The sequence below is a fragment of the Blastococcus sp. HT6-4 genome, from assembly GCF_039679125.1.
Classification (GTDB): domain Bacteria; phylum Actinomycetota; class Actinomycetes; order Mycobacteriales; family Geodermatophilaceae; genus Blastococcus; species Blastococcus montanus.
In genome coordinates, this window is record NZ_CP155551.1 from 2229443 (window position 1) to 2254775 (window position 25333).

The following is a 25333-nucleotide window of genomic DNA, read 5'->3' on the forward strand; positions in this document are numbered from 1 at the left end:
CTGGCGACTCCCCCCTCAGCGCGCTCCGCCCCTCCCCCACGCGGGGGATCGAGGTCGGTGCTGCCGGGTGATCCGCGGCGGCCTCCAGGCCGGACAGGCTCCGTTCATGACGCCTGCTCCCCTCCCCGCGCGGCTGCGCCGTCGCCGTCCCGACGGGCCGAGCGCATGATCCAGGTGCGCGAGCTCACCAAGCAGTACGGCGCCGTGTGCGCCGTCGACCACCTGACCTTCGACGTCCGGCCGGGCACGGTGACCGGCTTCCTCGGGCCCAACGGCGCGGGCAAGTCGACCACGATGCGCATGATCCTCGGTCTCGACCGGCCCACGTCGGGTTCCGCCCTCGTGGGCGGCCGGCCGTTCGCGCAACTGGCCGAGCCGCTCCGGGCAGCCGGTGCGCTGCTCGACGCCGGGGCCGTGCACCCCGGGCGCAGCGGCCGCGACCACCTGCGGGTGGCCGCCCGCACGCAGGGCATCCCCCTGCGGCGGGTGGACGAGGTCGTCGACCAGGTGGGGCTCGGCCCCGCGGCGCGGCGGCGGGTGAAGGGCTACTCGCTGGGCATGCGCCAGCGGCTCGGGATCGCGAGCGCCCTGCTCGGCGACCCCGCCGTCCTGCTCTTCGACGAGCCGATGAACGGCCTGGACCTCGACGGCGTCCGGTGGATCCGCCGCCTGGTGCGCGGGCTGGCCGACGAGGGCCGCACGGTGCTCCTGTCCAGCCACCTGATGAGCGAGATGGAGCAGACCGCCGACCACCTGGTGATCATCGGCCGCGGCCGGCTGATCGCCGACGCCTCGATGCAGGACGTGATGCGGGGCGAGGGCGCGCACCGGCGGGTGCGGGTGCGGACCCCGTCGCGGGACGACCTGGCGGGCGAGCTGCTCCGCCGGAAGCTGCGGGTCCACCCCACCGACGACGGCGACCTGCTGGTCGAGGGGGCGACGGCCGAGACCGTCGGTGACGTGGCCCTCGAGACCGGCGTCGCCGTGCACCGGCTGGCCGAGGAGCACAGCTCCCTGGAGCAGGTCTACCTCGACCTCACCGGGAACAGCGTCCAGTACCGCGTGTCGACCGAGCCGGAACCGGCCGGGCAGGTGCGGCCGTGAGCGCGGCAGGGCTCGCCGCCCGGACGGCGGGACCGGCGGGGACCGAACCGGGGACGGCGACCGTCCTCGCCCGCGCGGCTGCTGCCGAGTGGCTGCGGCTGCGCACGGTGCGGACGACGTGGTGGTGCCTGCTGGCCGCCGCGGGAACGATCGTGGGCATCGGCGCCGTCATGGCGTTCGACGTCCGGGACGTGACGGCGTCCGGCGAGTTGCCGCCGGCGACGGCGGCCGGAGAGTCCGGCCTGCTGCTCGGGCAGTTCGCCCTGCTGGTGCTCGCGCTGCTCGCGGTCACGCAGGAGTACGCGAGCGGGTCGATCGGCCCCACGCTGCAGTGGACGCCGCGCCGCGGGGTGCTGCTCGCCGCGCGGATCAGCGTGCCGGTCCTCGTCGCCACGGTGGCCGGGGTGCTGCTGGCGCTGATCGCCGACGTCACCGCCTGGCTCATCGCGCCGGACCTGGCGCTGTCGGTCGCCGACCTGGCCGACAGCCTCGGGCGGATCGCCGCGGTGCTGGTCGCCGGAGGCGTGCTCACCGTCGGCGTCGGCCTGCTTCTGCGCAGCACCGCCGGCGCGCTGGCGACGGTGTTCCTGCTGCAGCTCGTGCTGCCGTTCCTGCTGCCCGCGTTCGGGGTCGCCTGGATGAGCGACACCGGCAAGCTCTTCCCCGGGTCCGGGGCCGTCTGGACGCTGCTCGGAGAGCCGGACATGACGGCGGCGGCGGCGACGTCCCTCCTGGTGGGCTGGGCCGCGGTGGCGCTGGCAGCGGGTGGCTGGTCCCTGCTCCGCCGCGACGCGACCTAGCGGGCGGCGGACGCACCCCACCCCCGAGGGTGACGCCGCACGGACCCGGCCCGGCGTTCCTCAAGCTCCGCCGTCGGCGACCGATGGAGGTGGTACGGCCAGAGGAGGCACGGTGTCGAACATTGAGCGGAGCAGGACCACTGCGGGGCGGCGGAGCTGGGGGCCCCTCGTGATCTCCGGCGTGCTGGTCGCCGTCATGGGCGTGCTGGGGCTCGCCTCCACCCGGCACGCCGGCGAGCTGGCCGTCGACCAGCACCGGGAGGACCGGATCCAGCACGCGCGGGTCCTCGGCCAGCTCACGTCCCAGACCGTCCGCGACGGCTTCAACCAGTTGGCCTCGGTCCTGGCGGTGCAGGCGAGCGCGGGAGTGCCCGCGTTCAGCGCCACGCCGGCGACCGGCGCCGTCGCGGACCGGGACAGCGAGCGAATCCGGAAGTTCGTGGTCAGTTCCGGCGACGCGATGAACCGCGGTGCGGCCGTCATCAACCGGCTCGGCCAGGTCGTGACCGCCTACGCGCCGACCGGTGAGCAGGCCTCGGCCGACGACCCCGGCCTCCGTCCGCTCGTCGCGGCGCTCGGCGAGGGCGGTCCGGATCGCCTTCCGCTGTCCGGCATCCTGCAGATCGGGGACGAGCCCGCGGTCGCGCTCGGGGCGCCCGTGACGCTCTCCGACGGGAGCACCGGGTTGTTCATCTGCGCCTGGGCCGCCCGGGACACCTCGACCGAGTTCTTCACCGCCGGCGAGGGCGAGGGCTGGATCGTCGACGAGGCCGGGCTCGTGGTCGGCGCCGCCGACACCCGGGTGATCGGCTCGGCGTTCCCCTACCCGCAGGCGCTCGCGGCCGCGCGGTCCGGTGGTGACCACGGCATCGTGGACACGACCGAGGACGGGACCGACTACGTCACCAGCTGGCAGCAGGTCGCCGGGACGACGTGGCTGACCCTGAACGTCCAGACGAAGGAAGGCTTCCAGGGGCACCTGGACCGAGCCGCGCTGCGCACCGAGATCCTGGTGCTCGCCATGCTGCTGATCACCGGCACCGCGCTGGTCGTCATGAGCCGCCGCCGGGAACGGGCCATGGCCGTCATCGCCTCGACCGACGAGCTGACCCGGATCCACAACCGGCGGGGGTGGTTCGAGCTGGCCGAGCGGGAGCTCGCCCGCGCCGCCCGGAACGGCGAACGCCGGCTGGCGGTGTTCATCGACCTCGACGGCCTCAAGCAGGTCAACGACGTCCTCGGGCACGAGGAGGGCGACCGGGCCATCGCGTCGGCCGCGACGGTCCTCCGGGCGGCCTGCCGGTCGGGCGACGTGGTCGGCCGGCTCGGCGGTGACGAGTTCGTCGTCCTGCTCGGCGACGGCGCCGACGAGGCGGTGGTCCGGCAGCGGTTGGCCGCCGCCCTCGACGACTTCAACGCCGGATCCAGCGCCGCGTTCGAGCTCCGCTTCTCCATCGGCGCCGAGGCGTGGGACCCGCAGCACCCCTGCTCGGTGGAGGACCTGGTCCGCCGCGCGGACGAGCGGATGTACGCCGACAAGCAGTCCCGCACCGATCGCTACGTCAACCTGATCCGGGTGCCGGCGAAGGTCTGACGCCGTCCGGCTGCGCGGTCGCGGTGACGGCGGCGACCACGGCCGGGTACGCCCGCTCGGCGGCCGCCCGCAGCTCCGCGTCCGTGCGGTCCTGCACCGGGTGCGGGACGAGCACGCACGGCGCGGCGAAGCCCAGCGCCGCACCCTGCTGGCGGGCGGCCTCGGCGAACGCCTCGCTGGCGAGGAACACCCCCACCACGCCCCGACGCTCCAGATCGGCGATGTCGTGCACACTGCACGACGTGCACGAGCCCTAATCGGCCAGTGCCTCGATGACCACCTCGCACTGCTCGGCGATCTCGTGCCGCAGGTCGACCGGGGCGGTGCGGGCGAACGTGGGCTTGCGGTAGCGGCGGACGACGGCGCCGTCGGCGGCCAGCAGCTCCTCCAGACGGTCCAGGACCACGTCCCCCCGCGCCTTGCTGATGTCGAGCAGCCCGACGCTGCGGCCGCGCAGCGACGCCGGGCGGGGCAGCAGTTCCCGGGCGGAGGTCCGCCGTTCGCCGGTCGGGTCCAGGACGGTTCTCATGCGCGCACCTCTCTGGTCACCGGGACGCTCCCGGTCTCCCCCGCCACCCAGCCCCCGACGACGGCGCTGAACAGACCGGCGTCGCCCCCCGCGTGCAGGACGAGCAGGCCCCCGGGCCGGAACTTCGGCAGCTCGGCCGCCTCGATCCCCGCGGGCACGCCCTCGGCCATGCCACCGGCCCCGCGCACCAGCTCGCCGACGGGGAGGGTGAGCAGGCCCTCGAGCTCGGCCAGCAGCCGCGCACGGTCCCAGCCCGCCTCGCGGAAGACCCGGCCGTGCTCCGGCGAGACGACGAGCATCGCGTCGAACGCCATCGGCAGCTTGGGGTGGGCGTTGACCCGCAGGCAGGCGGCGAACGTGCGCGCGAGCGACTCCGGGTCCCGGCTGAGCTGGTCGACCACCGGCTGCACCCCGGAGCCGGCGAAGACGGTCACCGCGTCACCGGGCACCCCGCGGTCGGCCGCCAGCGGGGCGAACGGGCTGTCCTCCTCGCGCTCGGCGAAGCAGAAGGTGAGCTTGCCCGGGTTGCCCATGGTCGCGCGGTCCACCCCACCGGGCACTCCCCCGCCGACGTTGCGCACCACCAGCTGCAGTGCCCGGCCGATGGTGGCGTTGGCGCGGTTGCCCTGCCCGAGGGCGTTGACCCCGCTGTTCATCCCGATCCGTGCGGCCACCGGGCCGTTGACGACGACGACCGGCCCGGCGAAGTACGTCGTCGCCAGCAGCCCGTGCAGCGCGAACTCCGGGACGGCCGCCGCCTCGAGCGCCGCCAGCACGACCGGCAGGTGCTCGGGCAGGCAGCCGGCCATCACCGCGTTGACCGCGACCTTCTCGACCGTGCACTCCACGAGGTCCGGCGGCACGACCGCGACCACCTCGGCCGGGTCGCGGGTCGTGCCCCGCAGCATCCGCAGCACCCGCTCGGGCGTCGGCGGGACGACGGGCAGGCCGTCGGTCCAGCCGCGGTCGAACATCGCCTCGTGCTCGTCCTCGAGATCGGCGAGGTCGACCCGTCGGCTGCCCAGCCCGCTGCCGCCGTACCGGGCCTCCAGGGCGTCGACCCGGAAGGGGTCCACCGACAGCGAGCCGCAACCGGGCCGGTGCTCGGGCAGGTCCGGTCCGAGCCCCGGCACGCCGGTCAGCTCCTCCCACTGCTCCCGGCTCCACCCGACCACCCGGGCCGTCTCCGCCCCGGCCTCGACGCGCATCAGCGTCGGCACCGTCTCGATGCCCAGGCGGTAGGAGAGCTCGAGGTCGGTGTCGTCGCCGTCGAACCAGCCGGCGTCGTCCTGGCACCACACGGCGGCACCGAGCTGCCGCAGCACCGGCTCGACGAGGACGCACGTGGGGCAGTCGCGCTTCACCACGGCGACCAGACCGTCGGGGAGCCCCATGGACGGACGGTAGCCCAGGGGCCCGGTGCCCGCGCCCGGTCGGGAACCGTCGGGCCGCGTGGCCCGACGGCCCCGGCTCGACCCTTCCGACGCCGGCGGGCGTGCACCGGACTATCCGCCCGGTCCGATGGATGCGAGCCTCACATCCATCCGTCTCCATCACTCCCGGACCCAGGAGATCCCCGTGCCGGTAGACCCGCACATCGCCGCGCTGCTGACCATGCTGGACGACGCCGGCATGCCCCCCATGTACGAGGGCAGCCCCGAAGCCGGGCGGGCGCTGTACCTCCAGCTCACCCACGGCGCCCGCACGCCCGAGCAGCTGGCCCCGGTCGGGGCAGTCGAGGACCGCACCGTCCCCGGGGCCGCCGGCGACCTCCGGGCCCGGGTCTACCGCCCGGAGGGGGACGGCCCCGTCCCGACCGTCCTCTTCTTCCACGGCGGCGGCTGGGTGATCGGTGACCTGGACACCCACGACAACATGGCCCGGCACATCTGCCGGGGCAGCGGCGCGGTGGTGATCGCGGTCGACTACCGGCTGGCCCCCGAGCACCCGTTCCCCGCCGCGGCCGACGACGCGGTGGCCGCCGCCCGCTGGGTCGCCGGGCACCTCGGCGAGCTGGGCGGGAACGACCGGCTGGGGCTCGCGGGGGACAGCGCAGGCGGGAACCTGGCGGCGGTGGTGGCGCAGACCCTGCACGCCGACGGCACCCCGCTGGCCGGCCAGTTCCTCATCTACCCGGCCGTCGACGCCGAGGGCGAGTACCCCTCCCGCACGGAGAACGCGACGGGCTACTTCCTCGAGAAGGAGACGATGGACTGGTTCTACGGCCACTACGCCGGCGCCTGGGACGACGCCAAGGACCCGCGGCTGTCCCCGCTGCACGGCTCGGACCTCTCCGGCCTGCCGCCCGCGGTGGTCGTCACCGCCGAGTACGACCCGCTGCGCGACGAGGGCGAGGCCTACGGCGAGGCGCTGCGCGCCGCGGGCGTGGACGCCCACGTGCAGCGCTACGACGGGATGATCCACGGGTTCTTCGACATGGGCGCCGTCTCCCCCGCGGCCCAGCAGGCGATCGACGAGAGCTGCGCGCGCTTCGGCGAGCTGCTGCGCCGCTGACCCCACGCGCCCGTCCCCCCGCCGGCGGGGGGACGGGCCCGGTCGGTCAGTCCGCCCGCCGCGCCCACGCCGGCTCCGGCCCGAGCCGCAGCCGCCAGCGGGCCGCCTCCTCCGAGGGGCTGCGCGGCCCCAGCACCAGCTGCAGGGCTCGCAGCTGGACGCGGGTGGCCGGCAGCCGGACGACCCGGCGCCCGCGGCCCGGGGTACCGGTGTACGGGGCGAGCACCGGGGACACGAGCGTCGCGGCCGCGCTGGTCAGCCCTGGTAGAAGACCCGCTCGGCCGGGCTGAGCCCCGGAGGGGCGGTCAGGAAGTCGCGGAGGTCCTCGGGCACCGGCTCCAGGGACGGGCGGTAGGACGCCAGCGCCTCGGCGAGCTCGGCCTCGCTCTCGGGGAGGTCCCGGGCGCCGAGCGCCCGGGCACTGCGCGCCCACTCCGACACGTAGGCGTCGGCCCACCGCGGGCCGAACCGGCCGGCCGGTGGGCGCCCGGCGGCCTGCTGGGCGGCCAGGAGGGCGTCGGTGAAGGCCAGGTGCACCCAGCGCAGCAGCTCCGGGTCGCCGGCGGGGTAGGCCCGGCCGTCGTCGGTCGTCCCGCGCACGGTGGCGTGCATGCGGCGCACCCGGGAGGCCTCCCGCTCGGCCAGCTCCGCCGACCCGAAGGTGGTGACCACCAGCCAGCGCGCCGTGCCGGCCAGGCGCTGCCACGGGTCCTCGAGATAGGCGGAGTGCCGCCGGACGCCGGCCAGGGCGAGCGGGTGCGCGGCCTGGCCGAGCAGCGCGGCGACCCCGCCGACCAGCGTGGCGAGGTCCCCGTGGACCCACCACACCACGCCGTCCGGCTCGAACCAGCCCGGGCCGTCGCCGACCTCCGCGATGTCGCGGACCCAGTCCGGCGCGCCGGTCGGGTCACCCGAGACCCGGGCGCGGAAGCGGGCGCGCGCGGCGTCCCCGAGTGAGGTCGGCACGGCCACGCCCCCCACGGTGCCCGGAGCAGCTCGCGCCGCCCCGCGTGGTCGGCGGGGTGCACGGACCGGCGGCCGGACCCAGGATGGGACCGGCGACGACGGTCGCCGCCACCCGCACCCCCGGACGATCGGACGCCCGTGTCGCTACCCCCGCTGCCCACCATGGTCGTCGGCAGCCTCCCCCAGCCCGACTGGCTCATCGACCGCGAGCGGCTCGGCCACCAGTTCCCGCCCCGGGTGCGGGCCGCGGAGCTGTGGCGGATCCCGCCGGCGTTCCTCCGGGAGGCCCAGGACGACGCCACGCTGGCCGCCGTCCGGTCGCAGGAGGAGGCCGGGCTCGACGTCGTCACCGACGGGGAGATCCGCCGCGAGTCCTACTCCAACCACTTCGCCACCGCTCTCGACGGCGTGGATCTCGACCACCCCGGCACCGTGCGCAACCGCTCGGGCGTCGACATCCCGGTACCGCGCGTGACCGGTGAGCTCCGGCGGCCGGCGCCCGTCCAGGTCGACGACGTCCGGTTCCTCCGCGCCCACACCGACCGGACGGTCAAGATCACGGTCCCCGGCCCGTTCACCATGGCGCAGCAGGCGCAGAACGACCACTACCCCGACGACCGGGCGCTGGCCCTGGCCTACGCGGACGTGGTGCGGGAGGAGATCGCCGACCTGTTCGCCGCCGGCGCGGACATCGTGCAGGTGGACGAGCCGTGGCTGCAGGCCCGGCCCGACGTCGCGCGGCGGTACGGGGCCGAGGCGCTGACCCGGGCCGTGGCCGACGCCGCCGGCCCGGTGCACGTGCACCTGTGCTTCGGCTACGCCGCGATGGTCTCCGACCGCCCGGAGGGCTACTCGTTCCTGGCCGAGCTGGCCGACACACCGGTGGACACCGTGTCGGTGGAGACGGCGCAGTCGCACCTGGACCCGGCGACGCTGCGCCCGCTCCGGGGCAAGGGCGTCGCGCTCGGCGTCCTCGACCTCTCGACGCCGGAGGTCGAATCACCCGAGGTCGTGGCCGACCGGGTGCGGCGGGCCCTGGACCACGTCGACGTCGACCGGCTCGCGCTCTCCAGCGACTGCGGCCTGAAGTACCTCCCCCGGGCGTCGGCGGCCGGCAAGATGCGGGCGCTCGCCGAGGCGGCGGCGGCGCTCCGGGCCGAGCTCTGACCCGGTTGGGGCCCGGCCGCCGATCAGCGGCCGGGCCCCGGCGGGCAGCGACTCAGCCGGCGGCGGCGATCATCGTCGAGACGTCGAACTCCTCGTCGATGATGCCGTACTCGAGCATCAGGTCGGCCATCTCCTGCAGCTGCTCCTCGCCCACGTCGGCCTCCCACTCCGGCAGGGCCACCTGCTCGACGACCTCGGCCGGCACCTGGGTGTAGGTGGGCACGAGCTCGACCAGCCGCTCCCGGTCGCCCTGGAGCTCGTCGGCCGACGTCGCGAGCGCCGCGCGGAACGCCGCCACCGCCTCCGGGTTCTCCTGGACGAACTGCTCCGTGGTCAGCCAGCCTGCGACCGGCATCCCGTCGACCGGCCCGCTGAAGAGCGGGAAGCGGACGCGGTGCCCGTTCGCGAGGGCGGAGGCCTGGAACGGCTCCACCTGCCAGATCGCGTCGACGTCGCCCGCGTCCAGCGCCGACTGCATCTCCGGGTACGGGAGCTCGACGAAGGAGACCTGCGAGGCGTCGACGCCCTCGGCCTCCAGCACCGCCCGCACCGCGACGGTGCCGATGTTCTGCAGGTTGTTGACCGCGACCGTGGCACCGGCGAGGTCGGCCGGCTCCTGGAGGTCGGAGTCGCCCGCGACCATGATCGCGTGGTCCTCGGCGCCGACGTCGTTGCCGGCCAGGATGCGCACGGGCAGCCCCTGCTCGGCCGCGAGCAGCGCCGAGGTGTAGTTGCCGTAGACGATGTCCAGGTCCCCGGAGACCAGCAGCGGGATCGACTGCGCACCACCGCCGGTCTGCTCGAGGGTCACGTCCAGGCCCTCGTCGTCGAAGATGCCGGTCTCCTCGGCGTGCACCGCCGTCGCCGTGTGCACGAGGGGGAAGTACCCCACGTCCACCGCGACGGTGCCGTCCCCGCCCGGGGCGTCAGCCCCTCCGTCCCCGTCGCCGGAGGAGCCGCAGGCGGCCAGCGCGAGGACGGCCGCCATCCCCACGGCCCCTCGGAACGACCGGATCCTGCTGCCAGGTGCGTGCGTCGATGACGTCTCCCTCCGGAGCCCTGAGGCCCTCTCCCGTTGTGGCCGGGAGCATGAGGTCCGCGTCACATCGACGACCAACACCTTCTCATTGGATGAGAGGGTGACCGGCGATCAGCGCCGTCCCGCTCCGGGCGCGCAGAGGGTCCGGGTGACCCCGCGGGCCGCGGCCATGAGGGCCGGGACCTGCGCCGGCGCCCGGCCGTCGTTCGGCACCACGACGGAGATCGTGGCGACGACCTCGCCGAGGCCGTTGCGCACCGGGACCGCGATGCCGGTCGCGTCGTCGTGCACGTGCCCGGCGAGCAGCGCGAAGCCCTGCCGGTGGACCTGCTCGAGGGCGCCGCGCAGCTGCTGCGGCGTCGTGATCGTGCCGGCGGTGTAGCGGTCGAGGGGCTGCCCGAGCACGCGCTCCCGCAGCTCCGGCGGGCCGTAGGCCAGGAGCACGTGGCCGGACGAGGAGATGTGCAGGGGCAGCCGCCCCGCGATCCGCGAGTAGTTGACGACGGCGTCCCGGGCGGTCAGCCGCTCGACGAACAGCACGTCGTTCCCGTCCAGCACGCCGAGCTGGACGGAGTGGCCCACGACGGCGTGCAGGTCCTCGAGGTACGGCATCGCCGCCTCGCGCAGGGACAGCGTGGGCGACGCCCGCGACCCGAGCTCCCACATGCGGACACCGATCCGCACCTCGCGGTCCGCGCCCCGCTCGAGCAGGCCGTGCGAGACGAGCTCCGCGATCAGCCGGGACGCGGTGGCGACGTGCAGGTCCGCCCGGCGGGCGATCTCCGAGACCTGCAGCGCCGTCCGGTCCGGGCCGAACGCCTCGAGGATGCGGATCGCCCGGAGGATCACCGACTCCCCCGCTGTGCTCCGTGCCACACGGGGAGTGTGGCACGGGCCGCGGCCGCCCCCCGTGGCCCACCTCTCGTTGAATGAGAATCCGCTTCGGTCCGGTTCCGTCCGCTCGCATGCTCCGACGCACACCGATGAGGAGGCAGGCGTGCTGGACACCAGGACCGACGACGGGCCCGGGACCCCCCGCGCCGGAGGGACGGCGGGCGCCGCCGCGCAGGCGACGCCGGTCCCGCCGGACGTGGCGACCCTGCGGGTCACCGCCAAGACCCTCCTCGCCGAGGGGGTGCTCGCCCTGGACCTCGCGGCCCCGGGCGGCGGACGCCTGCGCGACTGGACCCCGGGCTCGCACATCGACCTGACCCTGCCGAACGGGATGACCCGCCAGTACTCCCTGTGCGGGGACCGGTGGGATCCCTCCACCTACCGCGTCGGCGTGCTCCGCGAGCAGGTCGGCCGCGGGGGCTCGGCGTACGTGCACGACGAGCTGGCCGTCGGTGACCTGGTGGGTGTCGGGGGCCCGCGCAACAACTTCCCGCTCGTGCCCGCCGAGCGCTACCTGTTCGTCGCCGGCGGCATCGGCATCACCCCGCTGCTGCCGATGATCGGACAGGCCGAGCTGCTGGGGGCCGACTGGCGACTGCTCTACGGCGGCCGGCAGCGCGCGTCGATGGCGTTCCTCGACGACCTCGCCGCCTACGGCGACCGGGTCGAGGTGCGCCCGCAGGAGGAGTTCGGGCTGCTGGACCTGGCGGGCTTCCTCGGCGAGCCGGACCCGGACGCCCGCGTCTACTGCTGCGGCCCCGCTCCCCTGCTGGCCGCGCTGGAGGCGGCGACCTCCGGGTGGCCACCGCACGCCGTCCGGACCGAGCGCTTCGTCGCGGCCGGGACCGGCGCGCCGGTGCGCACCACGCCGTTCGAGGTCGAGCTGGCCCGCACCGGCCTCACGGTGACCGTCGAGCCCGGGGTGTCGGTCCTGGACGCGGTGGCCACGGCCGGCGTCGAGGTGCTCTCGTCCTGCCGCCAGGGCATCTGCGGGACGTGCGAGTGCGGCGTCCTGGCCGGCGAGCCCGACCACCGCGACTCGCTGCTCGACGACGCCGAGCGTGCCGCCGGCGACACGATGTACATCTGCGTCTCCCGGTCCTGCAGCGACCGGCTCGTGCTCGACCTGTGACCGACTCCGGAGGTTCCCCCATGACCGCGACGCTGGACCCGGGCAGCACCCTCCCGACCGACGACGTCGACCCGTTCGCCCACGAGGTGCTCGAGGATCCGCTGCCGATGCAGGCGGCCCTCCGCGAGGCCGGCCCGATGGTCTACCTGAGCCGGTACGAGGTGTACGCGTTCGCCCGCTACGAGCAGGTGCACGCCGCACTCGTCGACTGGCAGGGCTTCCAGTCGGCGGCCGGGGTGGGGCTGTCCAACTTCCGGCACGAGAAGCCCTGGCGGCCGCCGAGCCTGCTGCTCGAGGCCGACCCACCCAGGCACGACGCCCCGCGGCGGGTGCTGACGAAGGTGCTCAGCCCGCGCGCGCTCCGGCGGCTGCGCGACGGGTGGGCCGCCGACGCCGAGGCGCTGGTGGACGAGGTGCTCTCCTCCGGCACCGAGTTCGACGCCGTCCCCGATCTGACGTCGGCGTTCCCGCTCCGGGTCTTCCCCGACGCCGTGGGCCTGCCGCCGCAGGGGCGGGAGAACCTCCTCCCCTACGGGGACCACGCGTTCAACGCCTTCGGCCCCGCCAACGACCTGGTCGCCAAGGGCGCCCCGCGGGTGGCCGAGCTCTCCGGCTGGGTGGCCGAGCAGTGCCGGCGGGAGTCGCTCGCGACCGAGGGCTTCGGTGCCGACATCTGGGCGGCCAGCGACCGCGGCGACATCACCCCGGAGATGGCACCGCTGGTCGTGCGGTCCCTGCTCACGGCCGGGGTGGACACCACGGTCCACGGGCTGTCCGCCGTCCTGTACGCCTTCGCCACCCACCCGGAGCAGTGGCAGCGCCTCCGCGAGCAGCCGTCCCTGGCGCGGATGGCCTTCGACGAGGCCGTGCGCTGGGAGTCGCCCGTGCAGACCTTCTTCCGCACCGCCACCACGGATGTGCGGGTGGGCGAGCACGTCGTCCCCGACGGCAGCAAGATCCTCATGTTCCTCGGCGCGGCCAACCGCGATCCGCGGCGCTGGGCGGACCCGGACGCGTTCGACCTGTCGCGCGACCCGTCCGGCCACGTGGGGTTCGGCATGGGTATCCACCAGTGCGCCGGCCAGCACGTCGCCCGGCTGGAGGTCGAGGCGATCCTGACCGCACTGGCCCGGCGGGTCCGGTCCATCGAGCTCGCCGGGCCGACCGTGCGGCACCACAACAACACGCTGCGCGCCTGGAAGAGCATCCCGGTCCGCGTCCAGCTGGCGTGATGCCGGCCGGCCCTACACCGGAACGCCCGGCGCTCAGCCGGTGAAGGCGCGGGTCTCGGCGAGCCGGGACGGGGTGACGGTCTTCAGCCGGGCGACGGCGCGGGCCAGCGGGACCAGCTCGATCTCCGTGCCGTGCAGGGCGACCATCTGACCGGTCTTCCCCTCGTGCGCGGCGATCGTGGCGTGCAGGCCGAAGCGGGTCGCCAGCACGCGGTCGAACGACGTCGGCGTCCCGCCGCGCTGCACGTGGCCGAGGACCGTCGCGCGCACCTCCTTGCCGGTGCGCCGCTCCAGCTCCTCGCCCAGCTGCTGGGCCACCCCGGTGAACCGGCGGTGGCCGAACTCGTCCACACCGCCCAGCCGGAAGTCCATCTGGCCGGGCAGCGGCATCGCGCCCTCGGCGACGACGCCGATGACGTGCGAGTCACCACGGGCGAAGCGCTCGGAGACCAGCCGGACGACGTCGTCGACGTCGAAGGGCTCCTCGGGCACGAGGGTGAGGTGCGCCCCGGCGGCGAGGCCCGCGTGCAGCGCGATCCACCCGGCGTGCCGGCCCATGACCTCCACCAGCAGCACCCGCTGGTGGGACTCCGCGGTGGTGTGCAGCCGGTCGATGAGCTCGGTGGCGATGCTCACCGCGGTGTCGAAGCCGAAGGTCAGGTCGGTGCCGTCGATGTCGTTGTCGATGGTCTTGGGGATGCCGACCACCGGTACCCCGGCCTCGGACAGCAGGTGCGCCGCGGTGAGCGTGCCCTCGCCGCCGATCGGGATGAGCACGTCGATGCCGTGGTCCTCGAGCGTGGCGGTCATCTCGTCGATGCCGGCGTGCAGCTTCTCGGGCGCCACCCGGGCCGAGCCCAGCGTCGTCCCACCGCGGGTCAGCAGCCCGTCGACGGCGGCGACGTCCAGCGGCGTCGACCGGTTCTCCAGCAGGCCGCGCCAGCCGTCGCGGAAGCCGATCACCTCGCTGCCGTAGTGCGAGTTGGCGCTGCGGACCACCGAGCGGATGACGGCGTTGAGGCCGGGGCAGTCCCCGCCTCCGGTCAGGATTCCGATGCGCACCGGCTGGCTCCTCGCACTCGTGGGCCGGGTCGGTGTCGACGGTACGTCATGACGTCTAGACGACATGCCGACATGCCCATGGCAATTGTCCGCGTGTCACGGGGAATCGGCGTGCTCCCGCCCCGTGAGACGGCACGCCGTGCAGTCGGTGCAAACTTGCATTGACTGCACAATTCAGGGAGCCTGGGCCCGTGACCGACGGACTGCGCGAGCGCAAGAAGCTCGCCACCCGCCTGACGTTGCACCGGGCCGCGCTGCAGCTCGTGGCCGAGCGCGGGCTGGACGGCGTCTCGGTGGAGGACATCGCCGACCGCGCCGAGGTCTCCCCGCGCACGTTCTTCAACTACTTCCCGTCCAAGGTCGACGCGGTCATCGGCCTCGATCCGGCCGAGCCCGTCCAGCTGTCCGAGGAGTTCGCCGCCCGCCCCGCCGCCGAGCCGCCGGTCGAGTCGCTGCGCGCCGTCCACCGCGAGCGCGCGATCGTCATGGCCGACGAGTCGGAGCTGTGGCCGCTGCGGATGACGGTCATCGACGCCCATCCCGCGCTGGTCCAGCGGCTCGTGGCGGTCTTCGGCGAGTCCGAGCGGGCGCTGGCCGACGCGATCGCCGAACGGACCGGCACGCGCGTCGGCGTCGACGTCTACCCGACGCTGCTGGCCTCGGTGCAGGCCTGCGCCATGCGCACCGCCCTGCACCGCTGGCTGGTCACCGATTTCACCGCCTCGCTGCCCGACCTGGTCGACGAGGCCTGGGACGCCCTGGCCGCCGGCCTGCCGGCACCCCGCACCGCCTGACCGTCGCGGACACCGCCGTCCGTCCCCCGTAGCGCCCCACCGTCCTCGAGGAGTGCAGTTGTCCGCCCCCGCTCCGGAGACCGCCGACGCCGGCGCCGCTCCGATCGTCCTCACCCGGCGCCGGATCAACACGATCTTCGGCGCCCTGCTGGCCGGCATGCTCATGGCCAGCCTCGACCAGACCATCGTGTCGACGGCGATGCCGACCATCGTCGGCGAGCTCGGCGGCGTCTCGCACATGGCCTGGATGACCACCGCCTACCTGCTGGCCACCACGCTGGTCATGCCGGTCTACGGCAAGTTCGGCGACCTGTGGGGACGGCGGACGCTCTTCCTCGTCGCGATCGGTCTGTTCACCGTCGCGAGCGCCGGTGCCGCGATGTCGCCGGACTTCGGCTGGCTGGTGTTCTGGCGCGGTGTCCAGGGCCTCGGCGGCGGCGGGCTGATGATCCTGGCGCAGGCGATCATCGCCGACATCGTCCCGGCCCGGGAGCGGGCGAAGTACATGGGCCCGATCGGCGCGCTGTTCGGCCTGTCGGCGGTCGCCGGCCCCCTCGTCGGCGGCTTCTTCACCGACCACGCGGCCTTCGGCTGGGAGTGGGCCTTCTGGATCAACCTGCCGGTCGGCCTGGCCGCGTTCGGGATCGGCTGGTTCGCCCTCACCCTGCCGCGCAAGCGCAGCAGCACCCCGGTCGACTACGCCGGCATCCTCGCGCTGTCGGCCACGACCACGGCGCTGGTGCTGTTCACCGACTTCGGCGGGCAGGACGGCTGGACCTCCTGGCAGGCGCTGTCGCTGCTCGCCGCCTTCGTCGTCTCCGCCGTGCTGTTCGTGGCGATCGAGCTGCGCGCGACCGAGCCGATCATCCCGATGACGCTGTTCCGCAACCGCACCTTCGTCGTCGCGACCGCCCTGGGCGCGGCCGTGGGGCTCGGCATGTTCTCGGCCATCGCCTTCATGCCCACGTTCCTGCAGATGGCCTCCGGCCTCTCCGCGGCGAACTCCGGCCTGCTGATGGTGCCGATGGTCGTCGGCATCATCCTGACCATCCAGAGCTCGGCGACCGTCATCATGCGGACCGGCCGGTACAAGGCCTTCACGGTTGCGGGCGTCGCCGTGATCATGGCCGCGATGATCTGGATGACGACGCTGTCGGGCGACACGTCGCTGTGGACGGTCGGCGGGATGGTGTTCGTCCTGGGCGCCGGGCTCGGCCTGATCATGCAGAACGTCGTCCTGGCCGCGCAGAACGCGGTCTCGGCCACCCAGCTCGGCACGGCCACCTCGACGAACAACTACTTCCGCGAGGTGGGCGCCACCCTCGGCGTCGCCGTCTTCGGCACGCTGTTCACCAGCCGGCTGGCCGAGAACCTCGCCGGGGCGCTGACCGCGAACGCCGAGCAGGCGGTGCAGGCCGGCATCACCTCGCCGGACACCCTCGTCCCCGCCCTGGTCGAGGCCGCCGGCCAGCCGCTGAAGGGGGCGATCGTCGACGCCTACGCGAACAGCCTCGCCCCGGTGTTCTGGTACCTCGTGCCGATCCTGGCCGTCGGGCTGCTGCTGGCGCTGGCGCTCAAGGAGATCCCGCTGTCGGAGTTCGCCGGCATGGTGGCCCGCGGCGAGGCGGTCGCGTCGGAGGACGACCTGCCGGTGGTGCGGGCCGACGCCGAGCCGGAGGCCGGCGCACTGCCCGGTGGCGCGCAGTCCGACGACGACGCGCGCGGGGCGTCGATCCACGCTTAGCGCCCGACCGTGTGCGCGGAGGCCCCGTTCCGAGCTCCGGAACGGGGCCTCCGCGCACCTCCTCCGGGCGGTGCTCAGCCGGCTCGCGCGGCTCTCGCCTCGGCCATGAGCCGGTCGAGCTCGGCGGGCGGGACCGCCGAGCCGAAGTCGGCGGCGAACCGGCCCATCGGCATCGAGCCGATCATCTGCAGCATGCCGTCGTGCATCTCGCCGGCGCCCTCGGGCATCGTCGCGAGGAAGCCCTCCAGCAGCTGCGCGCCGACCACGGGGTGGCTGAACCACTCCATGACCGACGAGCCGAGCGTGAGCTCCGGGACCACGACATCCCCGGCCAGCGTCACCGTCGCCTCGGCCACCACGTCGGTGGCGCTGCGTCCGATCTGCACGGTGTACTCCCCCGGCGCCACGAGCCAGCGGTCCTCCCGGACGTCCCAGTGGGCGAAGGCCCGCCGGTCCAGGTCGACGGAGACCGTCCGCGACTCCCCCGGCGCCAGCGAGACCTTCCGGAAGGCGCGCAGCTCCCGGGCCGGGCGGCGGACCGGGCCGGCCATCGTCGCCACGTAGACCTGGACGACGTGCCGGCCGGCCCGCGCGCCGGTGCTGGTGACCGTCACGGTCACCGTGGCGGTGTCGTCGCCGGTCGCGGTCACCTGCAGGCCACCCGTCTCGACCGTCGTGTAGCTCAGCCCGTGGCCGAACGGGTACCGCACCGGCCGGTCGACGGTCGTGTAGTGGCGGTAGCCGACCATCACGCCCTCGCCGTAGCGGACGGAGCCCTGCTCCCCGGGGAAGTTGAGGTGGCTCGGGTTGTCCTGCAGGCGCAGCGGGATCGTCTCGGCCAGCCGGCCGGAGGGGTCGACGGCGCCGGTGAGCAGATCGGCCAGCGCTCCGCCACCGGCCTGCCCGAGCAGGAAGCCGGCGAGGACGGCGTCGACGTCGTCGTGCCAGCCCTCCAGCGAGACGACCCCACCGGAGGAGAGCACGACCACCGTCCGCGGGCTCGCCGTCGCGACGGCCCGGATCAGCGCCACCTGGACGGCGGGCAGGTCGAGGGTCGTGCGGTCGAAGCCCTCCGACTCGTCGACGTCGGCCAGCCCGGCGAACACGACGGTCACGTCGGCCTCCCGGGCGACGGCGAGCGCCTCGTCGTGCAGGACCGCGGCATCCCCGGACCCGTCGAGGGACAACCCGGGCGCGAACGGCACGTGCTCCCCGAGGGCGGCGCGGAGCGCGCCGAGCGCGTCGTCGACCCGGGTGGCGTTGACGTTCGAGCTGCCGCCGCCCTGGTAGCGGGGGGTGCGGGCGAACTCCCCCACGACGGCGACCCTCGCGCCGGGCGCCAGCGGCAGCGCACCGCGGTCGTTCTTCAGCAGGACGGCACAGCCCGCCGCCAGCTCGCGAGCCAGGGCGTGGTGGGCGTCGACGTCGAATCCCTCGGCCGGCTCCGTCACCAGCTCCGCGAGGGCCGCCACCCGACGCACGCTGCGGTCGACGATCTCCTCGTCGAGCTCGCCGGCCCGCACCGCCTCGACCACGAGCCGGTTGCCGGTGCCGTGGTCGCCGGGCATCTGCAGGTCGAGGCCGGCCCCGAGGGCGGCGACCCGGTCCTGGACGGCGCCCCAGTCGGAGACGACGGCGCCCCCGAAGCCCCACTCGTCGCGGAGAACCTCGGTCAGCAGCCAGCGGTGCTGCGAGGCGTAGACGCCGTTGACCTTGTTGTAGGCGCACATGACCGTCGCGGGCTGCGCCTCGGTGACGACCCGCTCGAACGCCGGCAGGTAGATCTCCCGGAGGGTGCGCTCGTCGACCTCGGCGCTGACCTGCATGCGCTGGGTCTCCTGGTTGTTGGCCGCGAAGTGCTTCACCGAGGCGCCCACGCCCTCGCCCTGCTGGCCCCGGACGTGCGCGGCGCCGAGCACGCCGGCCAGCAGCGGGTCCTCCGAGTAGTACTCGAAGTTCCGCCCGCACAGCGGTGACCGCTTGATGTTCACGCCAGGGCCCAGGACGACGGGCACGCCCAGCGCCCGCGCCTCCCGGCCGATCGCCGCCCCGAGCCGCTCGGCGAGCTCCGGGTCCCAGCTCGACCCCACGGCGACCGCGGGCGGGAAGCAGGTGGCCGGCAGGCTCGCCAGCAGGCCGATCTGGCCGAAGTCCGCCGCCTGGCGTCGGACGCCGTGCGGCCCGTCGGTCAGCACGACCGAGGGCAGGCCGGCCTCCTCGATCGGTGCGGTCGACCAGAAGTCCTGGCCGGAGAGCAGGGCCGCCTTCCGCTCCAGCGGCAGCGCGGTCGGGTCGGACGGTGGAGTCGAGGTCACCCGGTGATCCTGCCGGGATGTGCTGCCGCGGCGGACCGGCACTGCCATCCAGCGGTAGACGGACCGATCAGTGCAGGGCTGGGTCGGCCGGGCCGGTGGCCCAGCGCCGGAACCGGACGACGAGGCCGGCCCGGGTGGGGGCGCAGCAGTACGGCCCGGCGGCGACCGGGAGGTCCGCGGGGAACGGGCACAGCCGGAGGAGCCGGAACGGCTCGTCGTCGACCCGGGCCCGCACCGTGACCGCGTCGCCGTCGCGGCTGGCCCGGACGGTCACCCGGCGCCCCGCCCAGTCCGGCACCGGGGCCACGGACCAGTCCGAGCGGCCCAGCGTGACGACGGCGCCGACCTGCGGCGTCCCGTCGGAGAACTCGACGCCGGCCTTGAGCCAGGTCTCCTCGTCGGCCCGCAGCATCAGCCCGGCCTGGTCGAACCGGCCGTCCCAGGCCAGGTCGAAGGCCACCTCGACCGCTCCCGGGCGGGGCAGGGGCGCCAGCAGCGCGTGCGCGTCGTCGTGGACGAAGCCGTACGAGGTGTGCCGCCAGGCGTCGCTCCCCTGCACGGCGGTGACCAGCAGGTCGGGCCCGTCCTCGACCACGGCGGCCGGCGGTGACGTCCACCTTCCGGCGCTCCACGGCTGCCCGCGCAGCCCGTCGTCCGTCATGCCGGCAACGTAGCCGGGGTCAGCGCCGGGCGACCTGCCGCCGGCCGGTCACCGCACGACCGGCGTGAGGGTGAACGCGCGTCCGGGCCGGTAGGGCTCGTCGTCGAGGGCTGCGCTGCGGATGCCCGGTTCCACCACCCGCATCGTGGCCAGCACGGCGGCGACGACGTCCGGGGTGACCCGCCCGCGGTCGGCCTCGCCGACCTCGATCCGCACGTCGTCGTCCCGCAGGCGGCAGCGCACGACCGCGATCCCGGTCCGGGCGGTGAGCACCGACTCGCCGACCTCGACGGCGTGCAGCCGGGACGGGGTCACCGCGGTGCCGGTGTACAGCCGGCTGGCCAGGCACGGGGCGGCCGGCAGCTCGGCGCAGTCCAGTTCCAGGTCGCGGGCGAGCGCCCGGACGTCGGCCTTGGCCGCCCCGACCTCGACGTAGGGGTGCCGGACGCCGTTCTCGGCGGCGGCGACCAGGCCGGGCCGGTACTCGCCGAGGTCGTCGACGTTGGCGCCGCTCAGCAGCGTGTGCGCGCCGCCGACGGTGGTGACGAGGTCGCCCATCGCGTCGTAGAGGTGCGACTTGCACGTGTAGCAGCGGTCGAGGGGGTTGGCGAGGTACCGCCCGTCCTCGAACTCGCGCGACCGCACCGTGCGGAGGTCCCAGCCCTCCGCCGCCGCGGTCTCGAGCACGCGGGCCGTCGCGGCCGCCGGGACGGCCGGCGTGACGCTGTGCACCACCAGGGTGGTTCCGGGAGCGGCCCGGTGCGCCGCCGTGGCCAGGGTCAGGCTGTCCACGCCGCCGCTGCAGGCGATCGCCCGGGAGGGCACCCCGCCGAGCCACTCCAGGAGCCGCTCCCTCATGGAGCCACCGGCCTCACAGCCCATGGGCGTCGCGGACGAAGGACATGGCCGCCTCGGGGACGCCGCGCCCGTCGGGCCGCGGCCAGTGCACGGCGACCTCGCTCATGCCGCAGTCGGCCAGCCGCCCCAGGGCGTCGCGGTAGCGCTCCCGGCTCTCGAAGGGCCAGGCCACCTCCAGCCCGAGGAGCACCGAGCGGCGCAGCTCGGCCGGCGCGCGCCCTTCGACCTCCAGCGCCTCGGTCAGCCGGCGGCTCTGCCCGGCGACGGCGGCGAACCACTCGTCCGGCCCGACGTCGGCGCCGAACGGGCCGTAGGTGACCCAGGCCGAGCCGTGGCGGGCCGCCAGCCGCAGCGCGCGGGGACCGGTCGCGGCCACGGTGAACGGCAGCCTCGGCTGCTGCAGGCAGCCCGGCAGCTGGTGGGCGTCCACGGCCCGGAACCACGTCCCGTCGATGGTCGCCACCGGCTCGCGGAGCAACCGGTCCAGCATCGCCAGCCACTCGGCGAACCGGTCCGCCCGCTCCGCCCGGCTCAGGGGCACACCGCCCAGCACCTGCGCGTCGTGCCCCTCGGTGCCCACCCCGACCCCCAGCTCGAGCCGGCCGCCGGTGAGCTGGTCGAGGGTCATCAGCTCCTTGGCGAACGGGACGGGGTGCCGGAAGTTCGGCGAGGCGACGAGCGTCCCGAGCCGGACCCGTTCCGTGCTGACCGCCGCCGCGGCCAGCAGCGGCACGGCGCCGTACCAGGGCCCGTCCGCCAGCCGCGGCCACGTCAGGTGGTCGTAGGTCCAGACGGTCCGCACGCCCGCGCGCTCCGCGGCCCGCACGTCATCGAGGAAGGCCGTGACCGGATGCCGGTCCGGGAGCACGACGGCCGACAGGTCCAGCGTGATCGTCACCTCCCCAGTCTCGCGCACGCACGGCACCGGCCGGCCGTTCGACGTCCGAGCTCAGCGGCTCACGTCTCCGGGCGCCACCGGCGGCGGAGGACGAAGGCCGCCGACTCGGGACGGCGATACCGGGTGGAGACGCCCATCGACGCCGCGACGGCGGCGCACCTGCTGCTCGGAGCCGGCGTACCGGAGCTCGGCGAACGCGACCGTGCCCTCGACGGCGTACAGACCCAGGACCCGGCCGGTGAAGGACACCGCCGCCTCGGCGCTCCGGTGCCGGCCGTCGAGCCCGGTCAGCTCGACCTCCTCGCCCTCGCTGACCGCGATGAGGCGGACCGGCTCCCCGCCGAGCGCCGTGAAGACCATGCAGCCACGGGGGTGCATCGCCATGGGGACGATGAGGAGGACGCCGACGCGATGGCGGCTCGTGGGCGCCCGCAGGCCACCGCCGGTGACCCCCTCGACGGCCACGTGCCGCGGGCGGTGGCGACGTCGCCGATGTGCGTCCACTCCACCAGGTGGGTGCTGCGGTGCACCGGGAGCCCCGGCACGTACTCGGAGCCGGAGCTCACCGGGCCTCCAGGATCACCGTCACCGGAGCGCAGCCCTCCGCGGTCGCCGTGACGGTGATCGCGCCCGCGCCCGTCGGCCGGACGACGGCGAGGGCCCGGCCGTCGAAGGTGGTGGCCACGTCGTCGAGGTAGGACTCCTCGGTCGCCGGCGTGGCGCTGCCGAAGCCGGCGAGCACCACCGGGCCCACGACCACCACGGACACCTGGCGGTCGACGCCCAGGGCGACCGTGCCGGCGGCGTCGGTCAGGGCGAGTTCGACATACGCGAGATCGCTGTCGTCGGCCCGGATCACCGCGCGGTCGACGCTCACGGCCAGGTGCACCGGCCCGTCAGCCGAGCGCAGCGAGCACCGGCCGGTCTCCCGCCCCCCGGTACGGGCCACGGCGGTCAGCTCTCCGGGGGCGTAGGGCACCTCGAACTCGGCGCGGAAGCGGTGGGCCTCTCCGGCCTCCGCCCTGCCCAGCGAGCGGCCGTCGAGCAGCAGCTCGACCTCGTCCGCGTCGCTGTAGACCTCGACGGTGAGCGGGACGCCGTCGAAGCTCCAGCTGCCGACCGAGTCGGTCCACGCCCACGGCGGGGACACCGTCTCCCGGCCGGACCGTTCCGGCCGCTGGACGGCGAGGTAGGGGTCGGTGCGGAGCCCGAAGACGATCTCCCGGTAGTACGACGCCGGCCTGCGATGCCCGGTCACGTCGATGTCCCCGCACCACGCGAGCAGCCAGGGAAAGGGCCCGGAGAGCCCGCGGGCCCCCGGCTCCTCGGCGTCGGCCGTGCGCCCGATGCCGACCTCACCGAGGTAGTCCCAGCCGGTCCACGTGAAGTCACCGATCACGTGCGGGTTGTCCTGCACGAGCCGCCACAGCCGGTCGATCTCGGTCGCGAACGTCTCGCTGCCCACGATCACCCGGTTCGGGAAGGTCGCGCGATCGCTGTCGTAGCGGGCGTCCATGTAGTTCATCCCGGCGACGTCGAGCACCCCGAAGGCCTCCGCCGTCCGCCGGCCGACCAGCTCCGAGCTGCTCAGCTCCCGCATGAAGCCGGCCATGTCGGTGAGCATCGTGTTGATGCCGCCCTCGGCGGCCTCCAGGTCGGTCGCCGCCTCGCCGATCACGGCCAGCATCCCGTTGACCCCGTTGGTCACCAGCCGGGTGCCGTCGAGCGCCCGCACCGCTTCGGCCAGCCGCCGGGACCACAGGGCACCGTGCGGGCCGGCCACCTCGGGGATCTCGTTGCCGATCGAGTACATGACCACGCTGGGGTGGTTGACGTCCTTGCGCACCATCGCGGCGACGTCGCGCTCCCACCACTCGGGAAAGTCCAGCGCGGCGTCGAACTCGGATTTGCTCTCCGTCCACATGTCGGTCAGCTCGTCCATCACCAGGACGCCGAGCCGGTCGCACGCATCGAGCATCGCCCGGCTCATCGGGTTGTGCGCGCTGCGCAGCGCGTTGAACCCGGCGGCCTGCAGCAGTTCCACCCGGCGCTCGTCCGCCCGGCCGACCGCAGCCGCACCCAGGACCCCGTTGTCGGAGTGGATGCAGGCCCCGCGCAGCAGCACCGGCTCTCCGTTGACCCGCAGGCCACGGACAGGGTCGACGGAGAGGGTTCGGATGCCGGTGGTCACCGTCTCCTCGTCCAGCACGGCCTCCCCGTCGGCCAGGGAGACCGTCGCCGTGTACAGCGCCGGGGAGCCGGGCCCCCACAGCGCCGGGTCACGGACGACGAGCCGCTGTCGCACCACAGCCGGCTCCCCCGGCCGCACGCTCACCGGCACCCGGTCGCCGGCGACGCCGGCGCCGTCGGCGTCGCGCAGCTCGGTGACCACCTCGACGGTGGCCAGCCGCGGCCGGTCGTTCTGCACGGTGGTGGTCACCTCGACGACCGCCAGGTCCCGGTTGCCGTCGACCGTCGTCACCCGGACGCCGTCCGGGGCGACGTGCAGCAGCGGCCCCGTGAGCAGGTGCACCGGCCGGTGGATGCCGGCGCCGGCGTACCAGCGGGAGTCGGCGTGCGTGCGGCAGACCACCCGCACCTCGTTCTCCTGGCCGTACCGGAGGTGGTCGTCCAGCGGCGCGGTGAAGCCGGTGTACCCCGACGCCCAGTGCCCGGCGAGGCTGCCGTTCACGTAAACCATGGCCCGGCGGTAGATGCCCTCGAACTCCAGCAGCATCCGCTGACCCGCAGCGTCCGCGGGGACGTCGAACGTCTTCCGGTACTCGTACACGCCGCCCGGGAAGTAGCCCGACCCGGCGCCGTGCGCGGCGTCCCGCGGCTGGGCGAGGGTCGCGTCGTGCGGCAGAGTGACCGGCTGCCAGGGCGCGGCGGCGCCCACCATCTCGGCGAATGCGTTGGCGTGCGGCCGGACGTGCCAGCCGGTGGTGAAGGGGGTGCGGCGCATGGCTGCCCTCTCGAGTGGTCTGACGAGGTCAGCACGCGACGGATGGCGTCCTGGCTGGAGCGCCCCATGCTCACGCGGAACCGCAGCCTCGCCGGCGATCGGCCGTCTGCTGGATCGCCACTGTGGCCCGCGCCTCGATCCTGCGGAACCCGGGCCACCGCCGACACCCCTGTGCCAATGACCGGCACGTCCCGCCGTGGTCAGGTGCCGTGTCCCGCCCGGCGCTCGTGGCGGCGCAGCTTGGCGTACAGGTCGGAGACGAGCAGCCGGACGTCGACGTCGGTGTACACGCGCCGGGACGCACCTCCGGGCGCGGACGCGGTCTCGGCCCACGCGCTGGAGGCATCGCTGAGCGCGGTCAGCAGCAATGGCGGGGTGTCCCCCAGCGGCCAGGTCTCGCCCTGCTCCACGAAGTAGGGGATCGGCAGCTCGACGTACCGCTGCCACAGCCACGCCCCCACCCGGCCGGCCCCGCCGAGGTCCTGCTCCAGTTCGGCGACGGAGTACTCGCACCGACGGTAGGTCTCCAGCGGGAACTGGGATACGGCGAGGTCGGTGCGGGCCAACACCTCCCCGGCAGCGTCGGGGTCGGTTTCCCGGTTGTACTCGAAGACGTCCGGCTCCAACGCCCCACCGATCCAGACCAGCGTCATCCGCGGCGCGATCTCCGGCGCCTGCCGCAGCGCCTGCGCGACGTTGGTGAGCGGGCCGGCGCAGACGAGCAGCAGCGGCAACGGGTCGTCCCGCCGGGCCTCGGCGACGATGAGGTCCGCCGCGGCCGAGCCGGTGTCACCGGCGTCCAGGAGCACGTCGCAGCCGGCGGCGACCTCCGGCTGGAGGCCGTCGACGAGGTCGATGAGCTCCTGTGCGAACCGAGCGCCCTTCTCCGCGGTGCCCTCGGGTGGCCCGAACACCGGGTTCAGGTGCGAACTGGTCACCGCGTCCACCCGGTTGGCGGGGCTGAGCAGGTGGTGGGCCAGGGCCACCAGCCCGTCCGGGTCGCCGGCCCAGTCGTTGTCGACGACGACGCGGCAGCGTTGGGTGATGCGCAGGGACACGTGTTCG

The 25333-nt window shown here is 74.7% G+C and carries 22 protein-coding genes and 1 pseudogene; 9 read left to right on the forward strand and 14 right to left on the reverse strand.

Annotated elements, in window-relative coordinates; genetic code table 11:
* The first annotated feature begins 165 nt into the window (after nucleotides 1–165).
* The 3 genes from ABDB74_RS10775 to ABDB74_RS10785 all read left to right on the forward strand — a co-directional run bounded on the left by ABDB74_RS10775 (nucleotide 166) and on the right by ABDB74_RS10785 (nucleotide 3498).
* The gene (locus ABDB74_RS10775) at nucleotides 166–1104 is read left to right on the forward strand and encodes an ATP-binding cassette domain-containing protein (RefSeq protein WP_346618446.1); all 939 of its coding nucleotides are present in this window, start codon (nucleotides 166–168) and stop codon (nucleotides 1102–1104) included.
* Nucleotides 1101–1904 carry a hypothetical protein gene (locus tag ABDB74_RS10780; RefSeq protein WP_346618448.1) on the forward strand — a complete coding sequence of 268 codons (804 nt, stop codon included), beginning with the start codon at nucleotides 1101–1103 and terminating at the stop codon, nucleotides 1902–1904. Before ABDB74_RS10775 ends, ABDB74_RS10780 begins: the two co-directional genes overlap by 4 nt.
* Nucleotides 1905–2073: 169 nt before the next feature.
* Nucleotides 2074–3498 carry a sensor domain-containing diguanylate cyclase gene (locus tag ABDB74_RS10785; protein WP_346618450.1) on the forward strand — a complete coding sequence of 475 codons (1425 nt, stop codon included), beginning with the start codon at nucleotides 2074–2076 and terminating at the stop codon, nucleotides 3496–3498.
* Here ABDB74_RS10785 and ABDB74_RS10790 read toward each other — a convergent pair.
* Together ABDB74_RS10790 and ABDB74_RS10795 are read right to left on the reverse strand one after the other, a co-directional pair.
* Nucleotides 3467–4027: pseudogene (locus ABDB74_RS10790) on the reverse strand (UGSC family (seleno)protein). The gene ABDB74_RS10785 and the pseudogene ABDB74_RS10790 overlap by 32 nt on opposite strands.
* Entirely contained in the window at nucleotides 4024–5421 is a 1398-nt protein-coding gene (locus tag ABDB74_RS10795; protein WP_346618452.1) for a thioredoxin family protein, read from the reverse strand. Before ABDB74_RS10795 ends, ABDB74_RS10790 begins: the two are co-directional and overlap by 4 nt.
* 184 nt (nucleotides 5422–5605) lie before the next feature.
* Between ABDB74_RS10795 and ABDB74_RS10800 the strand changes: the two genes are divergently transcribed.
* Nucleotides 5606–6541 carry an alpha/beta hydrolase gene (locus ABDB74_RS10800; RefSeq protein ID WP_346618453.1) on the forward strand — a complete coding sequence of 312 codons (936 nt, stop codon included), beginning with the start codon at nucleotides 5606–5608 and terminating at the stop codon, nucleotides 6539–6541.
* 46 nt (nucleotides 6542–6587) lie between these two features.
* On the opposite strand, the gene ABDB74_RS10805 is transcribed toward ABDB74_RS10800, so the two are convergent.
* On the reverse strand, nucleotides 6588–6767 hold the full coding sequence (locus ABDB74_RS10805; RefSeq protein ID WP_346618455.1) for a hypothetical protein: 180 nt from the start codon (nucleotides 6765–6767) through the stop codon (nucleotides 6588–6590).
* Between the two features lie 29 nt (nucleotides 6768–6796).
* Nucleotides 6797–7513, reverse strand: a complete 717-nt coding sequence (locus ABDB74_RS10810; RefSeq protein WP_346618456.1) for an oxygenase MpaB family protein — start codon at nucleotides 7511–7513, stop codon at nucleotides 6797–6799.
* Between the two features lie 132 nt (nucleotides 7514–7645).
* Between ABDB74_RS10810 and ABDB74_RS10815 the strand changes: the two genes are divergently transcribed.
* Nucleotides 7646–8674: a cobalamin-independent methionine synthase II family protein gene (locus ABDB74_RS10815; RefSeq protein WP_346618458.1), complete on the forward strand. Its 1029-nt coding sequence runs from the start codon at nucleotides 7646–7648 to the stop codon at nucleotides 8672–8674.
* A 52-nt stretch (nucleotides 8675–8726) separates the two neighbouring features.
* Here the strand turns inward: ABDB74_RS10815 and ABDB74_RS10820 are convergent, their stop codons facing one another.
* Nucleotides 8727–9662, reverse strand: coding sequence for an ABC transporter substrate-binding protein (locus ABDB74_RS10820; protein WP_346618460.1), 936 nt, complete (start codon nucleotides 9660–9662; stop codon nucleotides 8727–8729).
* A gap of 162 nt (nucleotides 9663–9824) precedes the next feature.
* Nucleotides 9825–10589 carry an IclR family transcriptional regulator gene (locus ABDB74_RS10825; RefSeq protein ID WP_346618461.1) on the reverse strand — a complete coding sequence of 255 codons (765 nt, stop codon included), beginning with the start codon at nucleotides 10587–10589 and terminating at the stop codon, nucleotides 9825–9827.
* Between the two features lie 121 nt (nucleotides 10590–10710).
* On the opposite strand from ABDB74_RS10825, the gene ABDB74_RS10830 reads away from it, so the two are divergent.
* Complete coding sequence (locus ABDB74_RS10830; protein WP_346618462.1) at nucleotides 10711–11739, forward strand: PDR/VanB family oxidoreductase; 1029 nt, start codon at nucleotides 10711–10713, stop codon at nucleotides 11737–11739.
* A 20-nt stretch (nucleotides 11740–11759) separates the two neighbouring features.
* Nucleotides 11760–12971: a cytochrome P450 gene (locus ABDB74_RS10835; protein ID WP_346618464.1), complete on the forward strand. Its 1212-nt coding sequence runs from the start codon at nucleotides 11760–11762 to the stop codon at nucleotides 12969–12971.
* A 33-nt stretch (nucleotides 12972–13004) separates the two neighbouring features.
* Here the strand turns inward: ABDB74_RS10835 and ABDB74_RS10840 are convergent, their stop codons facing one another.
* Nucleotides 13005–14033, reverse strand: a complete 1029-nt coding sequence (locus ABDB74_RS10840) for an ATP-dependent 6-phosphofructokinase (RefSeq protein ID WP_346618465.1) — start codon at nucleotides 14031–14033, stop codon at nucleotides 13005–13007.
* 191 nt (nucleotides 14034–14224) lie between these two features.
* On the opposite strand from ABDB74_RS10840, the gene ABDB74_RS10845 reads away from it, so the two are divergent.
* Together ABDB74_RS10845 and ABDB74_RS10850 are read left to right on the forward strand one after the other, a co-directional pair.
* The gene (locus tag ABDB74_RS10845) at nucleotides 14225–14827 is read left to right on the forward strand and encodes a TetR family transcriptional regulator (protein WP_346618466.1); all 603 of its coding nucleotides are present in this window, start codon (nucleotides 14225–14227) and stop codon (nucleotides 14825–14827) included.
* Nucleotides 14828–14885: 58 nt separating this feature from the next.
* Nucleotides 14886–16571, forward strand: a complete 1686-nt coding sequence (locus ABDB74_RS10850) for an MDR family MFS transporter (protein ID WP_346618468.1) — start codon at nucleotides 14886–14888, stop codon at nucleotides 16569–16571.
* A gap of 74 nt (nucleotides 16572–16645) precedes the next feature.
* Here the strand turns inward: ABDB74_RS10850 and ABDB74_RS10855 are convergent, their stop codons facing one another.
* From ABDB74_RS10855 to ABDB74_RS10885, 7 genes are all read right to left on the reverse strand, one after another.
* Nucleotides 16646–18886, reverse strand: coding sequence for a glycoside hydrolase family 3 C-terminal domain-containing protein (locus ABDB74_RS10855; protein ID WP_346618469.1), 2241 nt, complete (start codon nucleotides 18884–18886; stop codon nucleotides 16646–16648).
* A 67-nt stretch (nucleotides 18887–18953) separates the two neighbouring features.
* Nucleotides 18954–19547 (reverse strand): DUF1349 domain-containing protein, encoded by a 594-nt coding sequence (locus ABDB74_RS10860; protein WP_346618471.1) that lies wholly within the window; start codon nucleotides 19545–19547, stop codon nucleotides 18954–18956.
* 48 nt (nucleotides 19548–19595) lie between these two features.
* Nucleotides 19596–20405, reverse strand: a complete 810-nt coding sequence (locus ABDB74_RS10865) for an ATPase (RefSeq protein WP_346618473.1) — start codon at nucleotides 20403–20405, stop codon at nucleotides 19596–19598.
* A 13-nt stretch (nucleotides 20406–20418) separates the two neighbouring features.
* Nucleotides 20419–21303 (reverse strand): LLM class flavin-dependent oxidoreductase, encoded by an 885-nt coding sequence (locus ABDB74_RS10870; protein WP_346618474.1) that lies wholly within the window; start codon nucleotides 21301–21303, stop codon nucleotides 20419–20421.
* Nucleotides 21304–21354: 51 nt separating this feature from the next.
* Nucleotides 21355–21768, reverse strand: coding sequence for a hypothetical protein (locus ABDB74_RS10875; protein WP_346618475.1), 414 nt, complete (start codon nucleotides 21766–21768; stop codon nucleotides 21355–21357).
* Nucleotides 21769–21865: 97 nt separating this feature from the next.
* On the reverse strand, nucleotides 21866–24268 hold the full coding sequence (locus ABDB74_RS10880; protein WP_346618476.1) for a glycoside hydrolase family 2 TIM barrel-domain containing protein: 2403 nt from the start codon (nucleotides 24266–24268) through the stop codon (nucleotides 21866–21868).
* A 200-nt stretch (nucleotides 24269–24468) separates the two neighbouring features.
* Nucleotides 24469–25326: a nucleoside hydrolase gene (locus ABDB74_RS10885; RefSeq protein ID WP_346618477.1), complete on the reverse strand. Its 858-nt coding sequence runs from the start codon at nucleotides 25324–25326 to the stop codon at nucleotides 24469–24471.
* Nucleotides 25327–25333 lie beyond the last annotated feature (7 nt).